This window comes from Pseudomonas sp. FP198, assembly GCF_030687895.1.
Classification (GTDB): Bacteria; Pseudomonadota; Gammaproteobacteria; order Pseudomonadales; family Pseudomonadaceae; genus Aquipseudomonas.
The window spans coordinates 300432-316741 of record NZ_CP117452.1; the positions used below are offsets into that span (position 1 = coordinate 300432).

At 61.3% G+C, this 16310-nt stretch carries 13 protein-coding genes; 8 read left to right on the top strand and 5 right to left on the bottom strand.

The annotated features are described in order from the left end of the window. Nucleotides 1-29: 29 nt before the first annotated feature. From PSH78_RS01440 to PSH78_RS01470, 7 genes are all read left to right on the top strand, one after another. A complete protein-coding gene (locus tag PSH78_RS01440) occupies nucleotides 30-1388 on the top strand; it encodes a glutamine synthetase family protein (protein ID WP_305498056.1) in 1359 nt (452 codons plus the stop codon). Nucleotides 1389-1445: 57 nt separating this feature from the next. Continuing rightward, on the top strand, nucleotides 1446-2810 hold the full coding sequence (locus PSH78_RS01445) for an aspartate aminotransferase family protein (protein ID WP_305498059.1): 1365 nt from the start codon (nucleotides 1446-1448) through the stop codon (nucleotides 2808-2810). Nucleotides 2811-2975: 165 nt separating this feature from the next. Continuing rightward, nucleotides 2976-4088 (top strand): polyamine ABC transporter substrate-binding protein, encoded by a 1113-nt coding sequence (locus PSH78_RS01450; protein WP_305498060.1) that lies wholly within the window; start codon nucleotides 2976-2978, stop codon nucleotides 4086-4088. Between the two features lie 183 nt (nucleotides 4089-4271). Next, nucleotides 4272-5369 carry a polyamine ABC transporter substrate-binding protein gene (locus tag PSH78_RS01455; RefSeq protein ID WP_305498061.1) on the top strand — a complete coding sequence of 366 codons (1098 nt, stop codon included), beginning with the start codon at nucleotides 4272-4274 and terminating at the stop codon, nucleotides 5367-5369. 71 nt (nucleotides 5370-5440) lie between these two features. Continuing rightward, nucleotides 5441-6583, top strand: coding sequence for an ABC transporter ATP-binding protein (locus PSH78_RS01460; RefSeq protein ID WP_014340741.1), 1143 nt, complete (start codon nucleotides 5441-5443; stop codon nucleotides 6581-6583). Further along, nucleotides 6580-7500 carry an ABC transporter permease subunit gene (locus tag PSH78_RS01465; protein WP_305498064.1) on the top strand — a complete coding sequence of 307 codons (921 nt, stop codon included), beginning with the start codon at nucleotides 6580-6582 and terminating at the stop codon, nucleotides 7498-7500. Before PSH78_RS01460 ends, PSH78_RS01465 begins: the two co-directional genes overlap by 4 nt. Beyond that, a complete protein-coding gene (locus PSH78_RS01470) occupies nucleotides 7497-8384 on the top strand; it encodes an ABC transporter permease subunit (RefSeq protein ID WP_305498066.1) in 888 nt (295 codons plus the stop codon). The genes PSH78_RS01465 and PSH78_RS01470 overlap by 4 nt, the downstream gene beginning before the upstream one ends. A gap of 191 nt (nucleotides 8385-8575) precedes the next feature. Here PSH78_RS01470 and PSH78_RS01475 read toward each other — a convergent pair whose 3' ends face one another. Further along, complete coding sequence (locus tag PSH78_RS01475) at nucleotides 8576-9214, bottom strand: HD domain-containing protein (RefSeq protein WP_305498068.1); 639 nt, start codon at nucleotides 9212-9214, stop codon at nucleotides 8576-8578. Between the two features lie 186 nt (nucleotides 9215-9400). On the opposite strand from PSH78_RS01475, the gene PSH78_RS01480 reads away from it, so the two are divergent. Further along, nucleotides 9401-10366, top strand: coding sequence for a GlxA family transcriptional regulator (locus PSH78_RS01480; protein WP_305498070.1), 966 nt, complete (start codon nucleotides 9401-9403; stop codon nucleotides 10364-10366). Between the two features lie 2 nt (nucleotides 10367-10368). Here PSH78_RS01480 and PSH78_RS01485 read toward each other — a convergent pair whose 3' ends face one another. The 4 genes from PSH78_RS01485 to PSH78_RS01500 all read right to left on the bottom strand — a co-directional run bounded on the left by PSH78_RS01485 (nucleotide 10369) and on the right by PSH78_RS01500 (nucleotide 16188). Further along, entirely contained in the window at nucleotides 10369-10710 is a 342-nt protein-coding gene (locus tag PSH78_RS01485; RefSeq protein WP_014340738.1) for a carboxymuconolactone decarboxylase family protein, read from the bottom strand. Nucleotides 10711-10800: 90 nt separating this feature from the next. Continuing rightward, nucleotides 10801-13209 carry a penicillin acylase family protein gene (locus PSH78_RS01490; protein ID WP_305498071.1) on the bottom strand — a complete coding sequence of 803 codons (2409 nt, stop codon included), beginning with the start codon at nucleotides 13207-13209 and terminating at the stop codon, nucleotides 10801-10803. 360 nt (nucleotides 13210-13569) lie between these two features. Beyond that, on the bottom strand, nucleotides 13570-15684 hold the full coding sequence (locus PSH78_RS01495) for a type III effector (protein WP_305498073.1): 2115 nt from the start codon (nucleotides 15682-15684) through the stop codon (nucleotides 13570-13572). 15 nt (nucleotides 15685-15699) lie between these two features. Next, entirely contained in the window at nucleotides 15700-16188 is a 489-nt protein-coding gene (locus PSH78_RS01500; RefSeq protein ID WP_305498075.1) for a CesT family type III secretion system chaperone, read from the bottom strand. Nucleotides 16189-16310 lie beyond the last annotated feature (122 nt).

The following is a 16310-nucleotide window of genomic DNA, read 5'->3' on the forward strand; positions in this document are numbered from 1 at the left end:
AGTCAGGAAACTCACGCCTAGAGGCATTTATGAGTAACAACCTCGACCAGCTCACCGATTGGTTGAAAGACCACAAGATCACAGAAGTCGAATGCATGATTGGCGACCTGACCGGCATTACCCGGGGCAAGATCTCGCCGACCAACAAGTTCATTGCCGAAAAAGGCATGCGCCTGCCCGAGAGCGTTCTGCTCCAGACCGTAACGGGCGACTATGTCGAAGACGACATCTATTACGAACTGCTCGACCCCGCCGACATCGACATGATCTGCCGCCCGGACGAAAACGCAGTCTTCCTGGTGCCCTGGGCCATCGAGCCCACCGCCCAGGTGATCCACGATTCCTACGACAAGCAAGGCAACCCGATCGAGCTGTCACCGCGCAACGTGCTCAAGAAGGTGCTCAAGCTGTACGCCGACAAGGGCTGGCAGCCGATTGTCGCGCCGGAAATGGAGTTCTACCTGACCAAGCGCAGCGACGACCCGGACTTTCCACTGCAACCGCCTATCGGCCGTTCCGGTCGCCCGGAAACCGGTCGCCAGTCTTTCTCGATCGAAGCGGCGAACGAATTCGACCCGTTGTTCGAGGACGTCTATGACTGGTGCGAATTGCAGGAGCTGGACCTCGACACCCTGATTCACGAGGACGGCACCGCGCAGATGGAAATCAACTTCCGTCACGGTGACGCGCTGTCACTGGCCGACCAGATCCTCGTGTTCAAGCGCACCATGCGCGAGGCGGCGCTCAAGCACGATGTGGCCGCCACCTTCATGGCCAAACCGATGACCGGCGAGCCGGGCAGTGCGATGCACTTGCACCAGAGCATCATCGACAAGGAAACCGGCAAGAACGTCTTCTCCAACGAAGACGGGACCATGAGCGAGCTGTTCCTGCACCACATCGGTGGCCTGCAGAAATTCATCCCCGAGCTGCTGCCGCTGTTCGCCCCCAACGTCAACTCGTTCCGCCGCTTCCTGCCTGACACCTCGGCGCCGGTGAACGTCGAATGGGGCGAAGAAAACCGCACCGTGGGCTTGCGGGTTCCGGACGCCGGGCCGCAGAACCGTCGCGTGGAAAACCGCTTGCCGGGCGCCGACGCCAACCCGTACCTGGCGATTGCCGCGAGCTTGCTGTGCGGCTACATCGGCATGGTCGAGGGTATCGATCCGAGCGCGCCAGTGGTCGGCCGTGGCTATGAACGCCGGAACCTGCGTTTGCCGCTGACCATCGAAGATGCCCTGGAGCGCATGGAAAACAGCTCCACCATCGAGAAGTACCTGGGCAAGAAATTCATCACGGGCTACGTCGCGGTCAAGCGGGCCGAGCATGAAAACTTCAAGCGCGTCATCAGTTCGTGGGAGCGGGAATTCCTGCTCTTTGCCGTCTGATGCGCCGGGCGGGGTCGCCGAAAGCCCCGCCCCCAATGGAATAAAGGGAGAATCCGCATGACCCGCAACAACCCGCAAACCCGTGAATGGCAGGCCCTGAGCAGCGATCACCATCTGGCACCGTTCAGCGACTTCAAACAGCTCAAAGAGAAAGGCCCGCGCATCATCACGCACGCCAAGGGCGTGTACCTCTGGGACAGTGAAGGCAACAAGATCCTCGACGGCATGGCCGGCCTCTGGTGCGTGGCCGTCGGCTACGGTCGCGATGAGCTGGCGGACGCCGCCAGCCAACAGATGCGCGAGCTGCCGTACTACAACCTGTTCTTCCAGACCGCCCACCCGCCGGTGCTGGAACTGTCAAAAGCCATCGCCGACATCGCCCCGGAAGGCATGAACCACGTGTTCTTCACCGGCTCCGGCTCCGAAGGCAACGACACCATGCTGCGTATGGTCCGCCACTACTGGGCGATCAAAGGGCAGCCGAACAAGAAAGTCATCATCAGTCGCAAGAACGGTTATCACGGTTCGACCGTGGCCGGCGCGAGCCTGGGTGGCATGACCTACATGCATGAGCAGGGCGACCTGCCGATCCCGGGTATTGTCCACATCGCCCAGCCGTACTGGTTTGGCGAAGGCGGCGACATGAGCCCCGAAGAGTTCGGCATCTGGGCCGCCAATCAACTGGAAGAAAAGATCCTCGAGATCGGCGTCGACAACGTCGGTGCGTTCATTGCCGAGCCGATCCAGGGCGCCGGCGGCGTCATTGTGCCGCCGGACAGCTACTGGCCGCGCATGAAGGAAATCCTCGCCAAATACGACATCCTGTTCGTGGCCGACGAGGTCATCTGCGGTTTTGGCCGCACCGGTGAATGGTTCGGTACCGATCATTACGGGTTGAAACCGCACATGATGACCATTGCCAAGGGCCTGACCTCCGGTTACATCCCCATGGGCGGCCTGATCGTGCGCGACGATGTGGTCGCGGTGCTCAACGAAGGCGGTGACTTCAACCACGGCTTCACCTACTCCGGTCACCCGGTGGCCGCTGCGGTGGCCCTGGAAAATATCCGTATCCTGCGCGAAGAAAAGATCATCGAGCGCGTCCACGGCGAAACGGCACCGTATTTGCAGCAGCGCCTGCGGGAACTGAACGATCATCCGCTGGTGGGTGAGGTGCGCGGCGTCGGTCTGCTGGGGGCGATCGAACTGGTCCAGGACAAGGCCACGCGCAAACGCTACGAGGGCAAGGGGGTGGGCATGATCTGCCGGCAGTTCTGCTTCGATAACGGGCTGATCATGCGCGCAGTGGGCGACACCATGATCATTGCGCCGCCGCTGGTGATCAGCAAGGCCGAGATCGACGAACTGGTGGCCAAGGCGCGGCAGTGCCTGGACCTGACGCTCGGTGCGCTGCAAGGCTGAGTGCTAGGCTCTGTGCGAGGTGCCGACATGGGCCTCGCCCGGTAAAACAAAAGGGCGGGCTTTGGTTGAAAGCCTGCCCTGTAACTTGCCAGACTACCGATTGTTCAAGTTGCCCGCGAGCCGGCTACTGAACGTGACTAAAAAGAATAACTGGAGCATCAATCCATGAAGGCATTAGGTATGAAGATAGCTGGCAAGACCCTCCTCGCCATGTCCCTGGCGGGTGTGATGGCGGGCGCCGTCCAGGCGGACGACAAAGTGCTGCACGTCTACAACTGGTCGGACTACATTGCGCCGGACACGGTCGCCAAGTTCGAGAAGGAGACAGGGATCAAGGTCGTCTACGACGTCTTCGACAGCAACGAGACGCTGGAGGCCAAGCTGCTGGCGGGCAAATCCGGCTATGACATCGTGGTGCCGTCGAACAACTTCCTCGCCAAGCAGATCAAGGCCGGTGTCTATCAGGAACTGGACAAGTCCAAGCTGCCGAACTGGAAAAACCTCGACACCGACCTGCTCAAGGCCGTTGGCGATGCCAGCGACCAAGGCAACAAACACGCCTTCCCGTACATGTGGGGCACCATCGGCATCGGTTACAACCCGGAGAAGGTCAAGGCCGCGTTGGGCGTCGACAAGATCGATTCCTGGGACACCCTGCTCAAGCCCGAGAACATCGCCAAGCTCAAGAGCTGCGGCGTGAGCTTCCTCGATTCGCCGACCGAAATGATCCCGGTGGCCCTGCACTATCTGGGCAAGCCGACAGACAGCACGGACAAGGCTGATCTGAAAGCCGCCGAAGACCTGTTCCTCAAGCTGCGTCCATCGATCGGCTACTTCCACTCCTCCAAGTACATCTCGGACCTGGCCAACGGCAACATCTGCGTGGCCGTGGGTTACTCGGGTGATATCGAGCAGTCCAAGAGCCGTGCTGCCGAGGCTGGCGGCAAGGTGAAAGTGGCCTACACCATTCCGAAGGAAGGTGCCGGTTCGTTCTACGACATGGTCGCCATTCCCAAGGATGCCGAAAACGTCGAAGCCGCCTACAAGTGGATGAACTTCATCATGCAGCCGGAAATCATGGCGGAGATCACCGACAACGTGCGCTTCCCTAACGGCAACAAGGCCGCCACCCCACTGGTGGACAAGGAAATCTCGGGAGACCCGAGCATTTACCCATCGGACGACGTGAAGGCCAAGCTGTACGCAATTGCCGACCTGCCGGCCGCGACCCAGCGGATCCTGACCCGCAGCTGGACCAAGATCAAATCCGGTAAATAAGCCGGCTTGGAGCAATCTCCTGTTGCCGGCGTCGTCCGGCGGCGGCAACAGGCGCAATTAAATAACTAAAAGTTTTGCTGGATCGGTTTATCGAGGGTAAGTTGCGCGCCGGTTTTGTTGCAGGGCATTTCGTTGCCCGGTAACGGGGGCAACTTGGGCCCAACTATTTAAGAGGACCTCCACGTGCCTGTCTTTTCTTTGTTACGCAACGCTTTGCTGGTCGGTGCCGGCCTGACGCTCGCCGTCGGTGTCCAGGCCGCCTCCACCGTGCATATTTATAACTGGTCGGACTACATTGGCGAGACCACCCTGGCGGACTTCGAGAAAGCCACCGGGATCAAGCCGGTCTATGACGTGTTCGATTCCAACGAAACCCTGGAAGGCAAGTTGCTGGCCGGTCGTACCGGTTACGACGTGGTCGTGCCGTCCAACCACTTCCTGGGCAAGCAGATCAAGGCCGGGGCGTTCCAGAAACTCGACAAGGCGCAATTGCCCAACTACGCCAACCTCGACCCCGCGCTGCTCAAGCGCCTGGAGAAAAACGACCCGGGCAACCAATATGCCGTGCCTTACCTGTGGGGCACCAACGGCATCGGCTACAACGTCGAGAAGGTCAAGGCGGTATTGGGCGTCGAGAAAATTGACTCGTGGGCCATGCTGTTCGAACCGGAAAATATCAAGAAGCTCTCCAGCTGCGGCGTTTCGTTCCTCGACTCGGGCGACGAAATGATTCCGGCCATGCTCAACTACCTGGGCCTGGACCCCAACAGCCAGAACCCTGAAGACTACAAGAAGGCCGAGGCCCAGCTCCTCAAGATCCGGCCTTACGTCACCTACTTCAATTCCTCCAAGTACATCTCCGATCTGGCCAACGGCGAGATCTGCGTGGCCGCCGGTTTCTCCGGGGACATTTTCCAGGCCCGCGAACGTGCCAGCGAGGCCGGCAAGGGCGTCGATATCGCCTACGTGATTCCCAAGGAAGGCGGCAACCTCTGGTTCGACATGCTGGCGATCCCGCGTGACGCCAGCAACGCCAAGGAGGCCCACGCGTTCATCAACTACCTGCTCAAGCCTGAGGTCATCGCCCAGGTGAGCGACGTCGTCGGTTACGCCAACCCGAACCCGAAGGCTGGCGAACTGATGAGCCAGGACGTACGCACCGACGAAGCGGTCTACCCACCGCAAGCGGTCGTCGACAAGCTCTACGTCAATTCCGAGTTACCGCCCAAGATCCAACGACTCATGACCCGCAGCTGGACCAAGGTCAAGTCGGGTAAATAGCGTCAAGCGCTCTAACTTTTCCAAGGTTCGCCCACCTGGGGCGAGCTGCAAATTTTGTGGGAGTTTCGTAAATGGCAGTTGCCTCCGGCGCCTATAAGAAAGCCCTCGAGGGCGACCAGACACCCAAGCAGGTGCTGGTCAAGATCGACCGGGTCACGAAGAAGTTCGACGAGACGATTGCCGTGGACGATGTGTCCCTGGAAATCAAGAAAGGCGAGATCTTCGCCTTGCTCGGCGGTTCGGGATCAGGCAAATCCACCTTGCTGCGCATGCTGGCAGGTTTCGAGCGGCCCACGGAGGGGCGGATTTTCCTCGATGGCGTGGACATCACCGACATGCCGCCCTATGAGCGGCCGATCAACATGATGTTCCAGTCCTACGCCTTGTTCCCCCACATGACGGTGGCGCAGAACATCGCCTTCGGCCTGCAACAGGACAAGATCCCGAAAGCCGAGGTCGATGCCCGCGTGGCCGAGATGCTCAAGCTCGTGCAGATGAGCCAGTACGCCAAGCGCAAGCCGCACCAGCTCTCCGGCGGCCAGCGCCAGCGCGTCGCCCTGGCCCGTTCCCTGGCCAAGCGGCCGAAGCTGCTGCTGCTCGACGAACCGATGGGCGCCCTGGACAAGAAGCTGCGCTCGCAGATGCAACTTGAGCTGGTGGAGATCATCGAGCGGGTTGGCGTGACCTGTGTAATGGTGACCCATGACCAGGAAGAGGCCATGACCATGGCCGAGCGCATCGCGATCATGCACCTGGGCTGGATTGCCCAGATCGGCAGCCCGATCGACATCTACGAAACCCCGACCAGCCGCCTGGTCTGCGAGTTCATCGGCAACGTCAACATCTTCGAGACCGAAGTGGTGGACGACGCCGAGGGCCACGCGGTGCTGACCTGCAAGGACCTTGATCGCAATATCTACGTCGGCCACGGCATCAGCACTTCGGTGCAGGACAAGTCCGTGACCTACGCCATTCGCCCGGAGAAGCTGCTGGTTACCTCCGAGCAGCCAACCTGCGAGCACAACTGGTCCAGCGGCAAGGTCCATGACATTGCCTACCTGGGCGGCCACTCGGTGTTCTACGTCGAATTGCCAAGCGGCAAGCTGGTGCAGTCGTTCGTCGCCAACGCCGAGCGCCGCGGCCAGCGCCCGACCTGGGGCGACCAGGTGTTCGTCTGGTGGGAAGACGACAGCGGCGTGGTGCTTCGCTCATGAACATGCGCAAGCTCAAACGCCGACTCGCCCGAATAACGCCCGGTGGCCGTCAGTTGGTCATCGGGGTGCCCTTCATCTGGCTGTTCCTGTTCTTCATGCTGCCGTTCTTCATCGTCCTGAAGATCAGCTTCGCCGAAGCCGATGTGGCCATCCCGCCGTACACCGAGATCTACAGCTACGTTGACCAGAAGCTGCAAGTGCTGCTGAACTTCGCCAACTACGCGATGCTCAGCGAGGACGAGCTGTACATCGCCGCCTATCTCGGCTCGCTGAAGATGGCCCTGATCAGCACCGTGCTGTGCCTGCTGATCGGCTACCCGATGGCCTACGGCATCGCCAACGCCCGCAAAGAGATGCAGACGGTGCTGGTACTGCTGATCATGATGCCGACCTGGACCGCGATCCTGATCCGCGTCTACGCGTGGATGGGCATCCTCAGCAACAACGGCCTGCTCAATGGCTTCCTGATGAGCATGGGCTGGATCAGCGAGCCCTTGCAGATCCTCAACACCAACCTGGCGGTCTATATCGGCGTGGTTTATTCCTACCTGCCGTTCATGATCCTGCCGCTGTACGCCAACCTGGTCAAACACGACCCGAGCCTGTTGGAAGCCGCGTCCGACCTGGGTTCAAGCACGTTCAACAGCTTCTGGAAAATCACCGTGCCGCTGTCCAAGAACGGCATCGTCGCAGGCGCAATGCTGGTGTTCATCCCGGTCGTGGGTGAGTTCGTGATCCCGGAACTGCTGGGCGGTCCGGAAACCCTGATGATCGGCAAGGTGCTGTGGCAGGAATTCTTCAACAACCGTGACTGGCCGGTGGCATCCGCCCTGGCGGTAGTGATGCTGGCGATCCTGATCGTGCCCATCATCCTGTTCAACCGCAGTCAGGCCAAGGAAATGGAGGGCAAGGAATGAAGCGCTTCAGTTTTTCAAGCCTGATGCTGGTGCTGGGTCTGTTGTTCATCTATGCGCCGATGCTGATCCTGGTGATCTTTTCGTTCAATGCCTCGAAACTGGTGACGGTGTGGGGCGGCTGGTCGGTCAAGTGGTACGTCGGCCTGCTGGACAACTCGCAACTGATGGGCTCGGTGGTGCGTTCGCTGGAGATCGCCTGCTACACCGCGATCGCCGCGGTAGCCCTGGGTACGCTGGCGGCCTTCGTGTTGACCCGTATCACCCACTTCAAGGGCCGCACGTTGTTCGGCGGCCTGGTCACCGCGCCGTTGGTGATGCCGGAAGTGATCACCGGCCTGTCGCTGTTGCTGCTGTTCGTGGCGATGGCGCAGATGATCGGCTGGCCACAGGAGCGTGGCATCGTCACGATCTGGATCGCCCATACGACGTTCTGCGCGGCCTATGTGGCGGTGGTGGTCTCGGCGCGTTTGCGTGAGCTGGACCTGTCCATCGAAGAGGCCGCCATGGACCTCGGTGCGCGGCCGTGGAAGGTGTTCTTTCTGATCACCATCCCGATGATCGCGCCATCGCTGGCGGCGGGCGCGATGATGTCGTTCGCGTTGTCCCTCGACGACCTGGTGCTGGCAAGCTTCGTCTCCGGTCCTGGCTCGACGACGTTGCCGATGGAAGTCTTCTCGGCGGTACGCCTGGGGGTCAAGCCGGAAATCAACGCGGTGGCGAGCCTGATCCTGCTGGCGGTGTCGCTGGTGACCTTCCTGGTCTGGTACTTCAGCCGCCGCGCCGAAGAAAACCGCAAGCGAGCGATCCAGCAAGCCATCGAGGAAAGCGCCGCCGATTCCTGGAAACAACCGCAGGTGCGCCGGCCCGAGACCACTTCGGCCTGATTGAGGAGCGGAACCATGTGGGAGCGAGCTTGCTCGCGATAGCGATATTACAGTCAGTGAAGAGGTTGACTGTCAGTCCGTCATCGCGAGCAAGCTCGCTCCCACAGGTTTTATGTTGTTCCTAACTTTGCGACCCGGCTCGGATCCCCTGTAGGAGCGAGCCTGCTCGCGAAGGCGGTAACACCTGCTGGCTACGAATTCCAGGGCGACGTGCGAATCACCTCGACGAAATTCATCGGCTTGAACCCCGGTTCCTGATCCACCAGCACATCGGTCTTCACGTTGCCAAAAGTGGTCTGCGGACGATGCCGCAAGCCGTCGGCGAAGGCGCAGATGATGCACTCCTTGAAACCTTCTCCACGCGGGTGCGCATGCACCACGGCGTCGCGCTGTGCGGCGGGGAACGCGGCGTAGTCCATGCCCAGCACGTCCATTTCCACGCCAGCGGTCACCAGTGCGACGGTCGGGCGCAGGTGTTTCGGCACGCCTGGGGTGGTGTGCAGGGCAATCGACAGCCACACCTGTTCGATGTCGTCATCGCTCAGCCCGTAGGGTTTGAGAAAGGCTGCGGCAGCGTTCGCCCCGTCCACCTCGAAACGCTCGTTATCACTGCGATAGCCTTCCACCAGGCCGAGATCGTGGAACATCGCGCCGACGTACAGCAACTGCGGATCGTAGGCCAATTGGCAGCGTTCGCCACTCAAGGCGCCGAACAGGAACACCCGGCGGGAGTGGTGATAAAGCAGGTCTGATTCGATGTCGCGGATGTATTCGGTGGTGGCCCGGGCGAGGGCGCTGTCGGGAATCCGGATGCCGGCGATGCTGTTCATGCTGCTCTCCTCTTTGACGATGCGCCGTGGCGGCGCTGAGGTTTTCAGTCTGTTCGCCGGGGTACGACGCGGCAATCACGCCATGGCTGTGATTACGGCCAATGAACTCGGCTTTCATGCCATCTGGCTTCTGCACGCCGGATTGGCTAGGGTTCGCTGGACAACCCGGACAGGTAAGCGCAGACCATGGAAAAAACCGTCGCCATCGTGGTATTCACCGACGCCCAGTCCCTGGACATCAGTGGGCCCATGGATGTGTTCTGCGAAGCCAATCGCTTTCTCGCCGCGCATGATCAATATCGCTTGGAAGTGATCGGTATCGAGCCAGGCGCGACGTCGTGCTCCAATGGCATGTCCCTCAACCCTCACCGACATTTCAGCGAAGCGTCAGGTGCGTACGACCTGTTGCTGGTCGCGGGCGGCCCGCAGTTGCCCTTCATGGACTTTGGCCCAGCGTTCAATAGCTGGTTGTGCGATGCCTGCGCCCGTGCGCGACGCTTCGGTTCGATTTGCAACGGCGCGTTCATGCTGGCTCGGGCCGGCTTGCTCGAAGGGCGGACCGTCACGACGCATTGGGGGGATGCATCGGCATTGACACGGATGTGTCCCTCGACCCGGGTCGAAGCCGATCGGCTGTACGTGCAGGACGGCGCGCTCTACACCTCGGCGGGTGTCACGGCGGGGATTGATCTGTCGCTGTTCCTGCTGGCGCAGGACCATGGGCCGGACGTGGCGCTGAATGTCGCCAAGCGGCTGGTGGTGTTCACCCAGCGTTCGGGCGGGCAGTCGCAGTTCAGCCCGTTCCTCGTACCGCACGCCGAGCCTGCCTCCGCCGTGGCTCAGGTTCAGTCATACGTGATGGCCAACCTCAACGGTGACTTGGGCATCGCCGACCTCGCCAACGCCGCGAACATGAGCCAACGCAACTTCTCCAGGGTGTTCACCCGGGAAGCGAAGGTCACGCCAGCGGAGTTCGTCGAGCAGGCCCGGGTGGACGCGGCGCGGGTAATGCTGGAAAGCACCCGGGCGCCGCTCAAGACCGTGGCTTACCAATGCGGCTTTCGCGACGCCCAGCACATGCGCAGCGTATTCAATCGCAGGCTGGGCGTGACGCCGCAGCAGTTCAGGCTGAATTTTGCCGCGCTGGTTTGAGTTCACTTCTTCAGCGCGTCATGGGCCTCCAGCGCCCGCAGCGAATAAATGTAAGCCGCGCCGGCGTTCAGCGAGACCGCCGTCGCCAGGGTCGCGGCGATTTCTTCGCGAGTGGCGCCGGCCTTGATGGCGGCATCGGTGTGCACGCCGATGCAACCGTCACAGCGAGTAGTGATCGCCACGGCGATGGAAATCAGTTCGCGGGTCTTGGCATCGAGCACGTTGTTCTCGGCCGCCGCTTCATCCAAGGCCATGTAGGCCTTGACCATTTTCGGATTGCTTTTTCCCAGGGCGCCAAAGGCGCTCTTGATGGTGGGCAGCAGCTCGGACCAGTTATTGAACATTGCATGGACTCCATTGAGGTAAACGGGGTTTGGGCCCCTGTAGTCTTGACCATCAATGGCGATCGAGCCTGCCGACGGTCAAGAAAGGATTCAGGGCTGCGCCCTGGCGGGCAACAGTTTCAAGGTACCGCGGGTGTTGGCCGTGACTTCCTCCTCCGCCAGGTGCGCCTGGTGATACAGCCCTTCGATGTAGGCTTCGGCCTGGTCTTCATAGTGCTTGTCGAACGGCACGCCGCTCTGGCCGACCGGGTTGATGGTGACGCTGTGGGTCGGGTCGGCAAAGTCGATGATGCGCCGGGTGGAGGGGCCGTAGGTCACCGGCCAGGGCGCCGGGCCGATCCTGGCCGAGAGGTTGTTGGGCACTTCATGGGTGCCGGGGGCGGCGAACGGGCCGACGTTGAAAACCCGGTCCAGCGGTTTTTGCTGGCCCAACGGATGTCCGTGGGTCAGGGTGTGGGCCTTGCCCCATTGCCATTGGCTGGCGTCCTCGCCCAAGGTGGCTTTCAGGTGCACCAGGCTTTTGTTCCAGGCCTTGATCACCGTATCGGTACGGGTTTCGGTGCCCAATGTCGAGCGGTCGTCCCACCACGGCGAGTCTTTTGCGGCGGCCAGGCGTGGCAGCGCGGCGTCGATCACCCGGGTCGACAACGCCGTTTCGAAAAAGCCGTCGCCCAGTTCATCGCCCAGGGCGGCGTCGGCCAGCTCGAACAGGAACTGGTTGAACAGCGTGGCGCTGATGGAGTCCAGCGGGTAGTCGCCCTTCCATTCAGCCAGTTGTTCAAGCCACTTGCGCTCCTGTGGGTCGCTGACCGCTTCGCGCAGTATCGGCAACAGTGGCGCCAGCAGGCGCGGGCCATAGGCAGTGGTGGTGCCCAGTTGCAGCTTCTGGGTGGTCTGGATATCCCATTTGGCCTGTTTTTCGCTCAACTGCCGATCCAGCTCCTGGCCCCGGTCGGCAAGGTTGTAATAACCGGGAATCTCGATTCCGCTGGCCGGCACCGGCTGGAAATTTGCCGAGAGCACGTAGCCCCTGGCCGGGTTCTCTTCCTGAGGATTGCTGGTGAAAGGCTCAAAGCCCAATTTTTCCGCTTCAGCGCTACCGCCATCGAGAATGAAACCGGGCTTCACACCCTCCGCACGCTTGGGCAGTAGCGCCGCGGCCCACCAGCCGATATCGCCCTTGGCGTTGGCCCACACCACATTCAGGCCCGGCGCATGGATCCTGGCCGACGCGCTGCGAGCCTTGGCGAGGGTGTCGGCGCGGTTGAGCTGGTAGAAGGCTTCGAGGATCGGGTTGCGGGTTTCCAGGAACCCCCACCACATGGCGATCGGCGTCTTGCCGGCATTGGCGCCGAGGGCATCGTTGACGATCGGGCCATGGGGCGACTGGCGCAGCACCAGGGTCACGGGTGCCTGGCCTTTGACGGCGATCTGCTGTTCGCTGCGGGTCATGTCCACCCATTGGTCGCGATACCAGACCTGTTCGGGGTTGTCCGGGTTGGTCTTCTCGGCGATCAGGTCGAGGTCGTCGTTCTGGAACATGGTAATGCTCCAGCCGAAATCCTTGTTCATGCCCAGCGTCGCAAAGGGCACCAGCGCCTGGTATTGGCCGTAGAGCTCGAAACCCGGCGCCGACAGGTGCGCCTCGTACCATACCGAGGGCGCGGAAAAACGGACATGCGGGTCTCCCGCCAGCAAGGGCTTGCCGCTGTGGGTGCGGCTGCCGGAAACCGCCCAGGCGTTGCTGCCTTCGAACTGCGGCAGGCCGTTGTCGGCCAGGGCCTGTTCGCTCAGTCGCGCCAGGGCGTTGAGGTCTTTCCAGTCATTGTTGGTCAGGGACGGACCGCTTGCGGGAACTCTTTGAAGCACGCCCTGAGGCTGCCAATCGAGGTCGAAGATATTCAGGTATTCGGCACCGAGTTTGTCACGCACGTAAGTCAACAGCGGTTCGGTGCGAAAGGCGGCGGCGAAGCTGTACGCCATGTAGCCGATGATGCTGGCGGTGTCTTCAGCGGTGAAGGGCCGCTTGGGAATGCCCAGCACATCGAACTCCAGCGGCCGCGTATGGGTTTGCTGGTAGGTATTGATGCCGTCCAGGTAAGCCTGCGTCGCGATCCACGCCGGCGACTGGCGATCCTGCTCGGCGACATGGCTGGCGGCGCGTTCGCGGATGCGCAGGCTGCGCATCAGCTTGTCGGTGTCGAGCAGCTTCGGCCCGAGGATCTCGGCCAGCTCGCCACGGGCGAGGCGGCGCATCAATTCCATCTGGAACAGTCGATCCTGAGCGTGGACATAACCCAGGGCGCGGTACAGGTCGGTTTCGTTCTCGGCGCGAATATGCGGCACCCCACGTTCGTCGTAGCGCACCGTCACCGAGCCTTGCAGCCCCTGCAGCTGCACGGTGCCCTGGCGGGTGGGCTGCTTGCTGTAGAGGTAGCCGCCCGCGACGATGATGGCGGTGACAACCAGTGACAGGAAAGCGACGAGCAGGCGTTTCATGGTCATTCCTTATGCGAGTGGCAGCGGTCCCGTTGGTCCCCTGTTTAACACGCGAGCGCTTCCCGACGCATCGTTCCTCGGAAGGATTTTTCCCAACCCGAGCGAATTCCCGTGGCGAGGGAGCTTGCTCCCGCTGGGCTGCGCAGCAGCCCCAAAAGCCAGGCGCCATGGTAATTCAGTCATACCGCATTGGCCGGTTTACGACTGCTGCGCAGCCGAGCGGGAGCAAGCTCCCTCGCCACGGGTTGTGGGCGAAGTGCCAAGGGAAGTGTGTCGCGAGGGCTGGCGCAGGGAAGTTCCTGCGGCCAGCGTGGAAGGAGGGAGGGATGCCGGGCCATCGGTGATGCCCCGGCGGTTTCATCAGCTAGGTCTAGTGGTGGGTGTTGGTTCGTTGGACGGTCCGCCCTGGGGTGGCGCTTCGCCTCGTTCCGCCAGCTCGAAATTGTCTTCGGCAGAAGGGGCTTTAGGCTTCGTGGCTACGCTCTTGATCCATTCGGCACCTATGTTAATCCCCGCGACAGTGGCTTGCGGAACCGCCTGGCTAATGCCCCGAGTTACGTGATAGGTGTTTTCGGCGTAGCGTCGCGCACCAGGGGGCTGAGTGTGGGGCAGGCTGTCCCGGTTTGGATTAGTGACGTTCTGCCACGCGACGTTTGCCCGAGCGGTCAGGTCGTCCTCGCCGTCGTTCAACGCTTTGTTTTCCAGCGGTGCCGCCACGCTGTTGGCGAAGAACGGAAGCAGGGTCAGGCCCGAGGAGAAAAAAGTCGCGATGATCTGCTGCGTTTTTTCCAGCGCCTCGGCATCCTCCCCTGCTTCAGCGGCGTTCGCCACAGCGTTACGCATGGCGATCCCGCCGCTTACACCCAGGACCCGGGTGAGATAGTCACTGAAGTTGGCCATGTTCATCGGCACTGTTTTCTTTGATTCGGCGAAGGCTTTGGGCAGCAGCTCTTTCCATTCGCGCGTTTCGTTCTTGACCCGATAGGTCGGGATCTTCTCGTCACCGTGGGATTGAGAGTATTTGGCCACTGCCTGACCGCCGGCCATGAGGGTGCCACCGACGGCAGAGGCAATGCTGCGGGCGGCGATGCCCGAAGCGTTCAGGGTCGTAAACTGATTCAGTGCTTCGCGTACCGCGTGTGCCGCGCCGAAAGCGACGTACCCCATGAAGTCGCCGCTGATGGTGCCGAAGTTATTGGCGTTCTGTTTACGCAGAAAATCGGCGCGTTTATCTTCTTGCGTCTTGTCGAGGGCCTCGTGCTGAGCGTTGGCGACACGGCGTCCACCCACGGTGATGTCCTGCAGGGGCTTGGGATACACCGACATCGGATCGACCTTCTCCAGGCCGCTGCCGACGGTTTTGTCGACGATGGTCTGGATGATGGGGCGGGCGCTGTCGCTGATCGTTTTATGGGCGGTACCCAGGACAACGGATGTTCCCGCGGTATGTGCGGCCAGGTGCGTGCCCTCCAGTACCTTGTCGATCGCCGCGGTGCTTGCACCGAAGTGACCGGAGGAGGCAAAGCCCTGTGGGATGCCCGCATCGGCGAATACCGCCAGGCCCGTGAGGAATCCGCTGTGGTTCTTGAGTTCGGCGACGTAGTCCTCCCGTGCGACGTTCTTCAGCGCGATGTCCAGCACCTCGTTCTTCTTTGTCGCCGTAGCCAGTGCGCTAGGGTTGTCGTCCTCCTTGTTCACGAACTTGCCAAGCTCTTCCTTGACCGTGTTCAACTGGGTCAGTTCGGCGCTCGCCTGGTTGCGTTCGGCCTCGGAAAGGTCCTCGTTGCTCGTGGCTTGTTGTGCATGCGCGATCCGGCTTTCGAGGAAGGTGTCCAAGCGCTCGGGCATATCTTTCGCCATGGCTTGTGTGACGCCTTTGGCATAGTCGCGGAAAGCTGCGTGACTGCTCTGCAGTGACTTCCGGTCATCTCCCTCGGGGGTGTTGTCGATGACCTCCTGGCACAACGAGTGGTAGGCGCCGAGGGTGTTACCCACGCGCCCGCAATGTTTGTCCCAGACGGCTGCGAAACCACCGCTTTCTTTCCTGTCGGCCTTGCTCATGCCCAGGTACTCGTCGAAATCCTTGGCGAATGCCTTGGTTTCTTCCTGGCCCGACAGCATTGGGTGGGGCGTGCCGCCGAGTTCGGCGAGGTGCTTCTGGATGTCTTGGAAACTGGTCCCTGGTGCGAAGTCCAGCACGGTGGCCTCCAGCGCCATATGCTGCCGCGCATAACCGATGGGGTCGTTATCAGGGCTTTTCTTGCCGAGGTCCTTGATCAATGCGGTCAGGCGATGCTGCCTGGTCTTGAGCGTGTCCTGGGTCTTGTCGCTCGCTTTCCCTTCAAAGTGGTAAGGCACCAAGGGCGTGGTGGATGGGCGGACCTGATCGGACAGGCTGGTTCTTACCGGCGTGATCCGATCGTCCTGTTGGGGTAACGGCGCCGAACTTGAGGTTCCGCCTACAGATGCTGGCATGTCGTGTTCTCCTTCCTAGATCGACAGGGTGTTGTTGAGCCCTGCGCTACGCAGGGTGGGTTTGTGCTGGGCGGTCTTGGCGGCGTCGTCTGGGCTGGCACCGTCGAAGAAATAGCCATCGCGCCAGATCAGCGCCATGTCGGCGGCACCGCCCATCAGCCCGAGCAGGCGCTCGGCTGTGAGGCCCTCCAGCGGGACGTGGCCGATCAGGACTACCTGTTTGCTGTCGCGGTTGTACGACAGCGATGGACAGAACGCCCCGCTCAGCAAATACAGGTTGGCTTCCAGCAGCCGTTGCAGGACCGCTTCGCGATTCGCCACGGGCAGGGGGCCGAAGCCGCAGTAGATAAAAACATCCCCCTCGCCCACGCCAGGCGTGTGCTTCAAGGAAAAATCCACATCCTTGACCGACAGGTTTGCCTCTTCGTAGAACGCTGACGGGCTGGGAATCATCGTGAGTTCGCAGAGCTGATCGATCAGCTTGCAATAGGTGGGTGACGCCATGATGGACCTCGCATTGTCATCCAGGCACCGACGAGCGCCTGCTGCCCCTGATGAGTGACAGCCGGGGCATTTCGGTTCCACTGACCGGTGTGGAACCGCTGGCCGGTGATCTGCCACCCAAT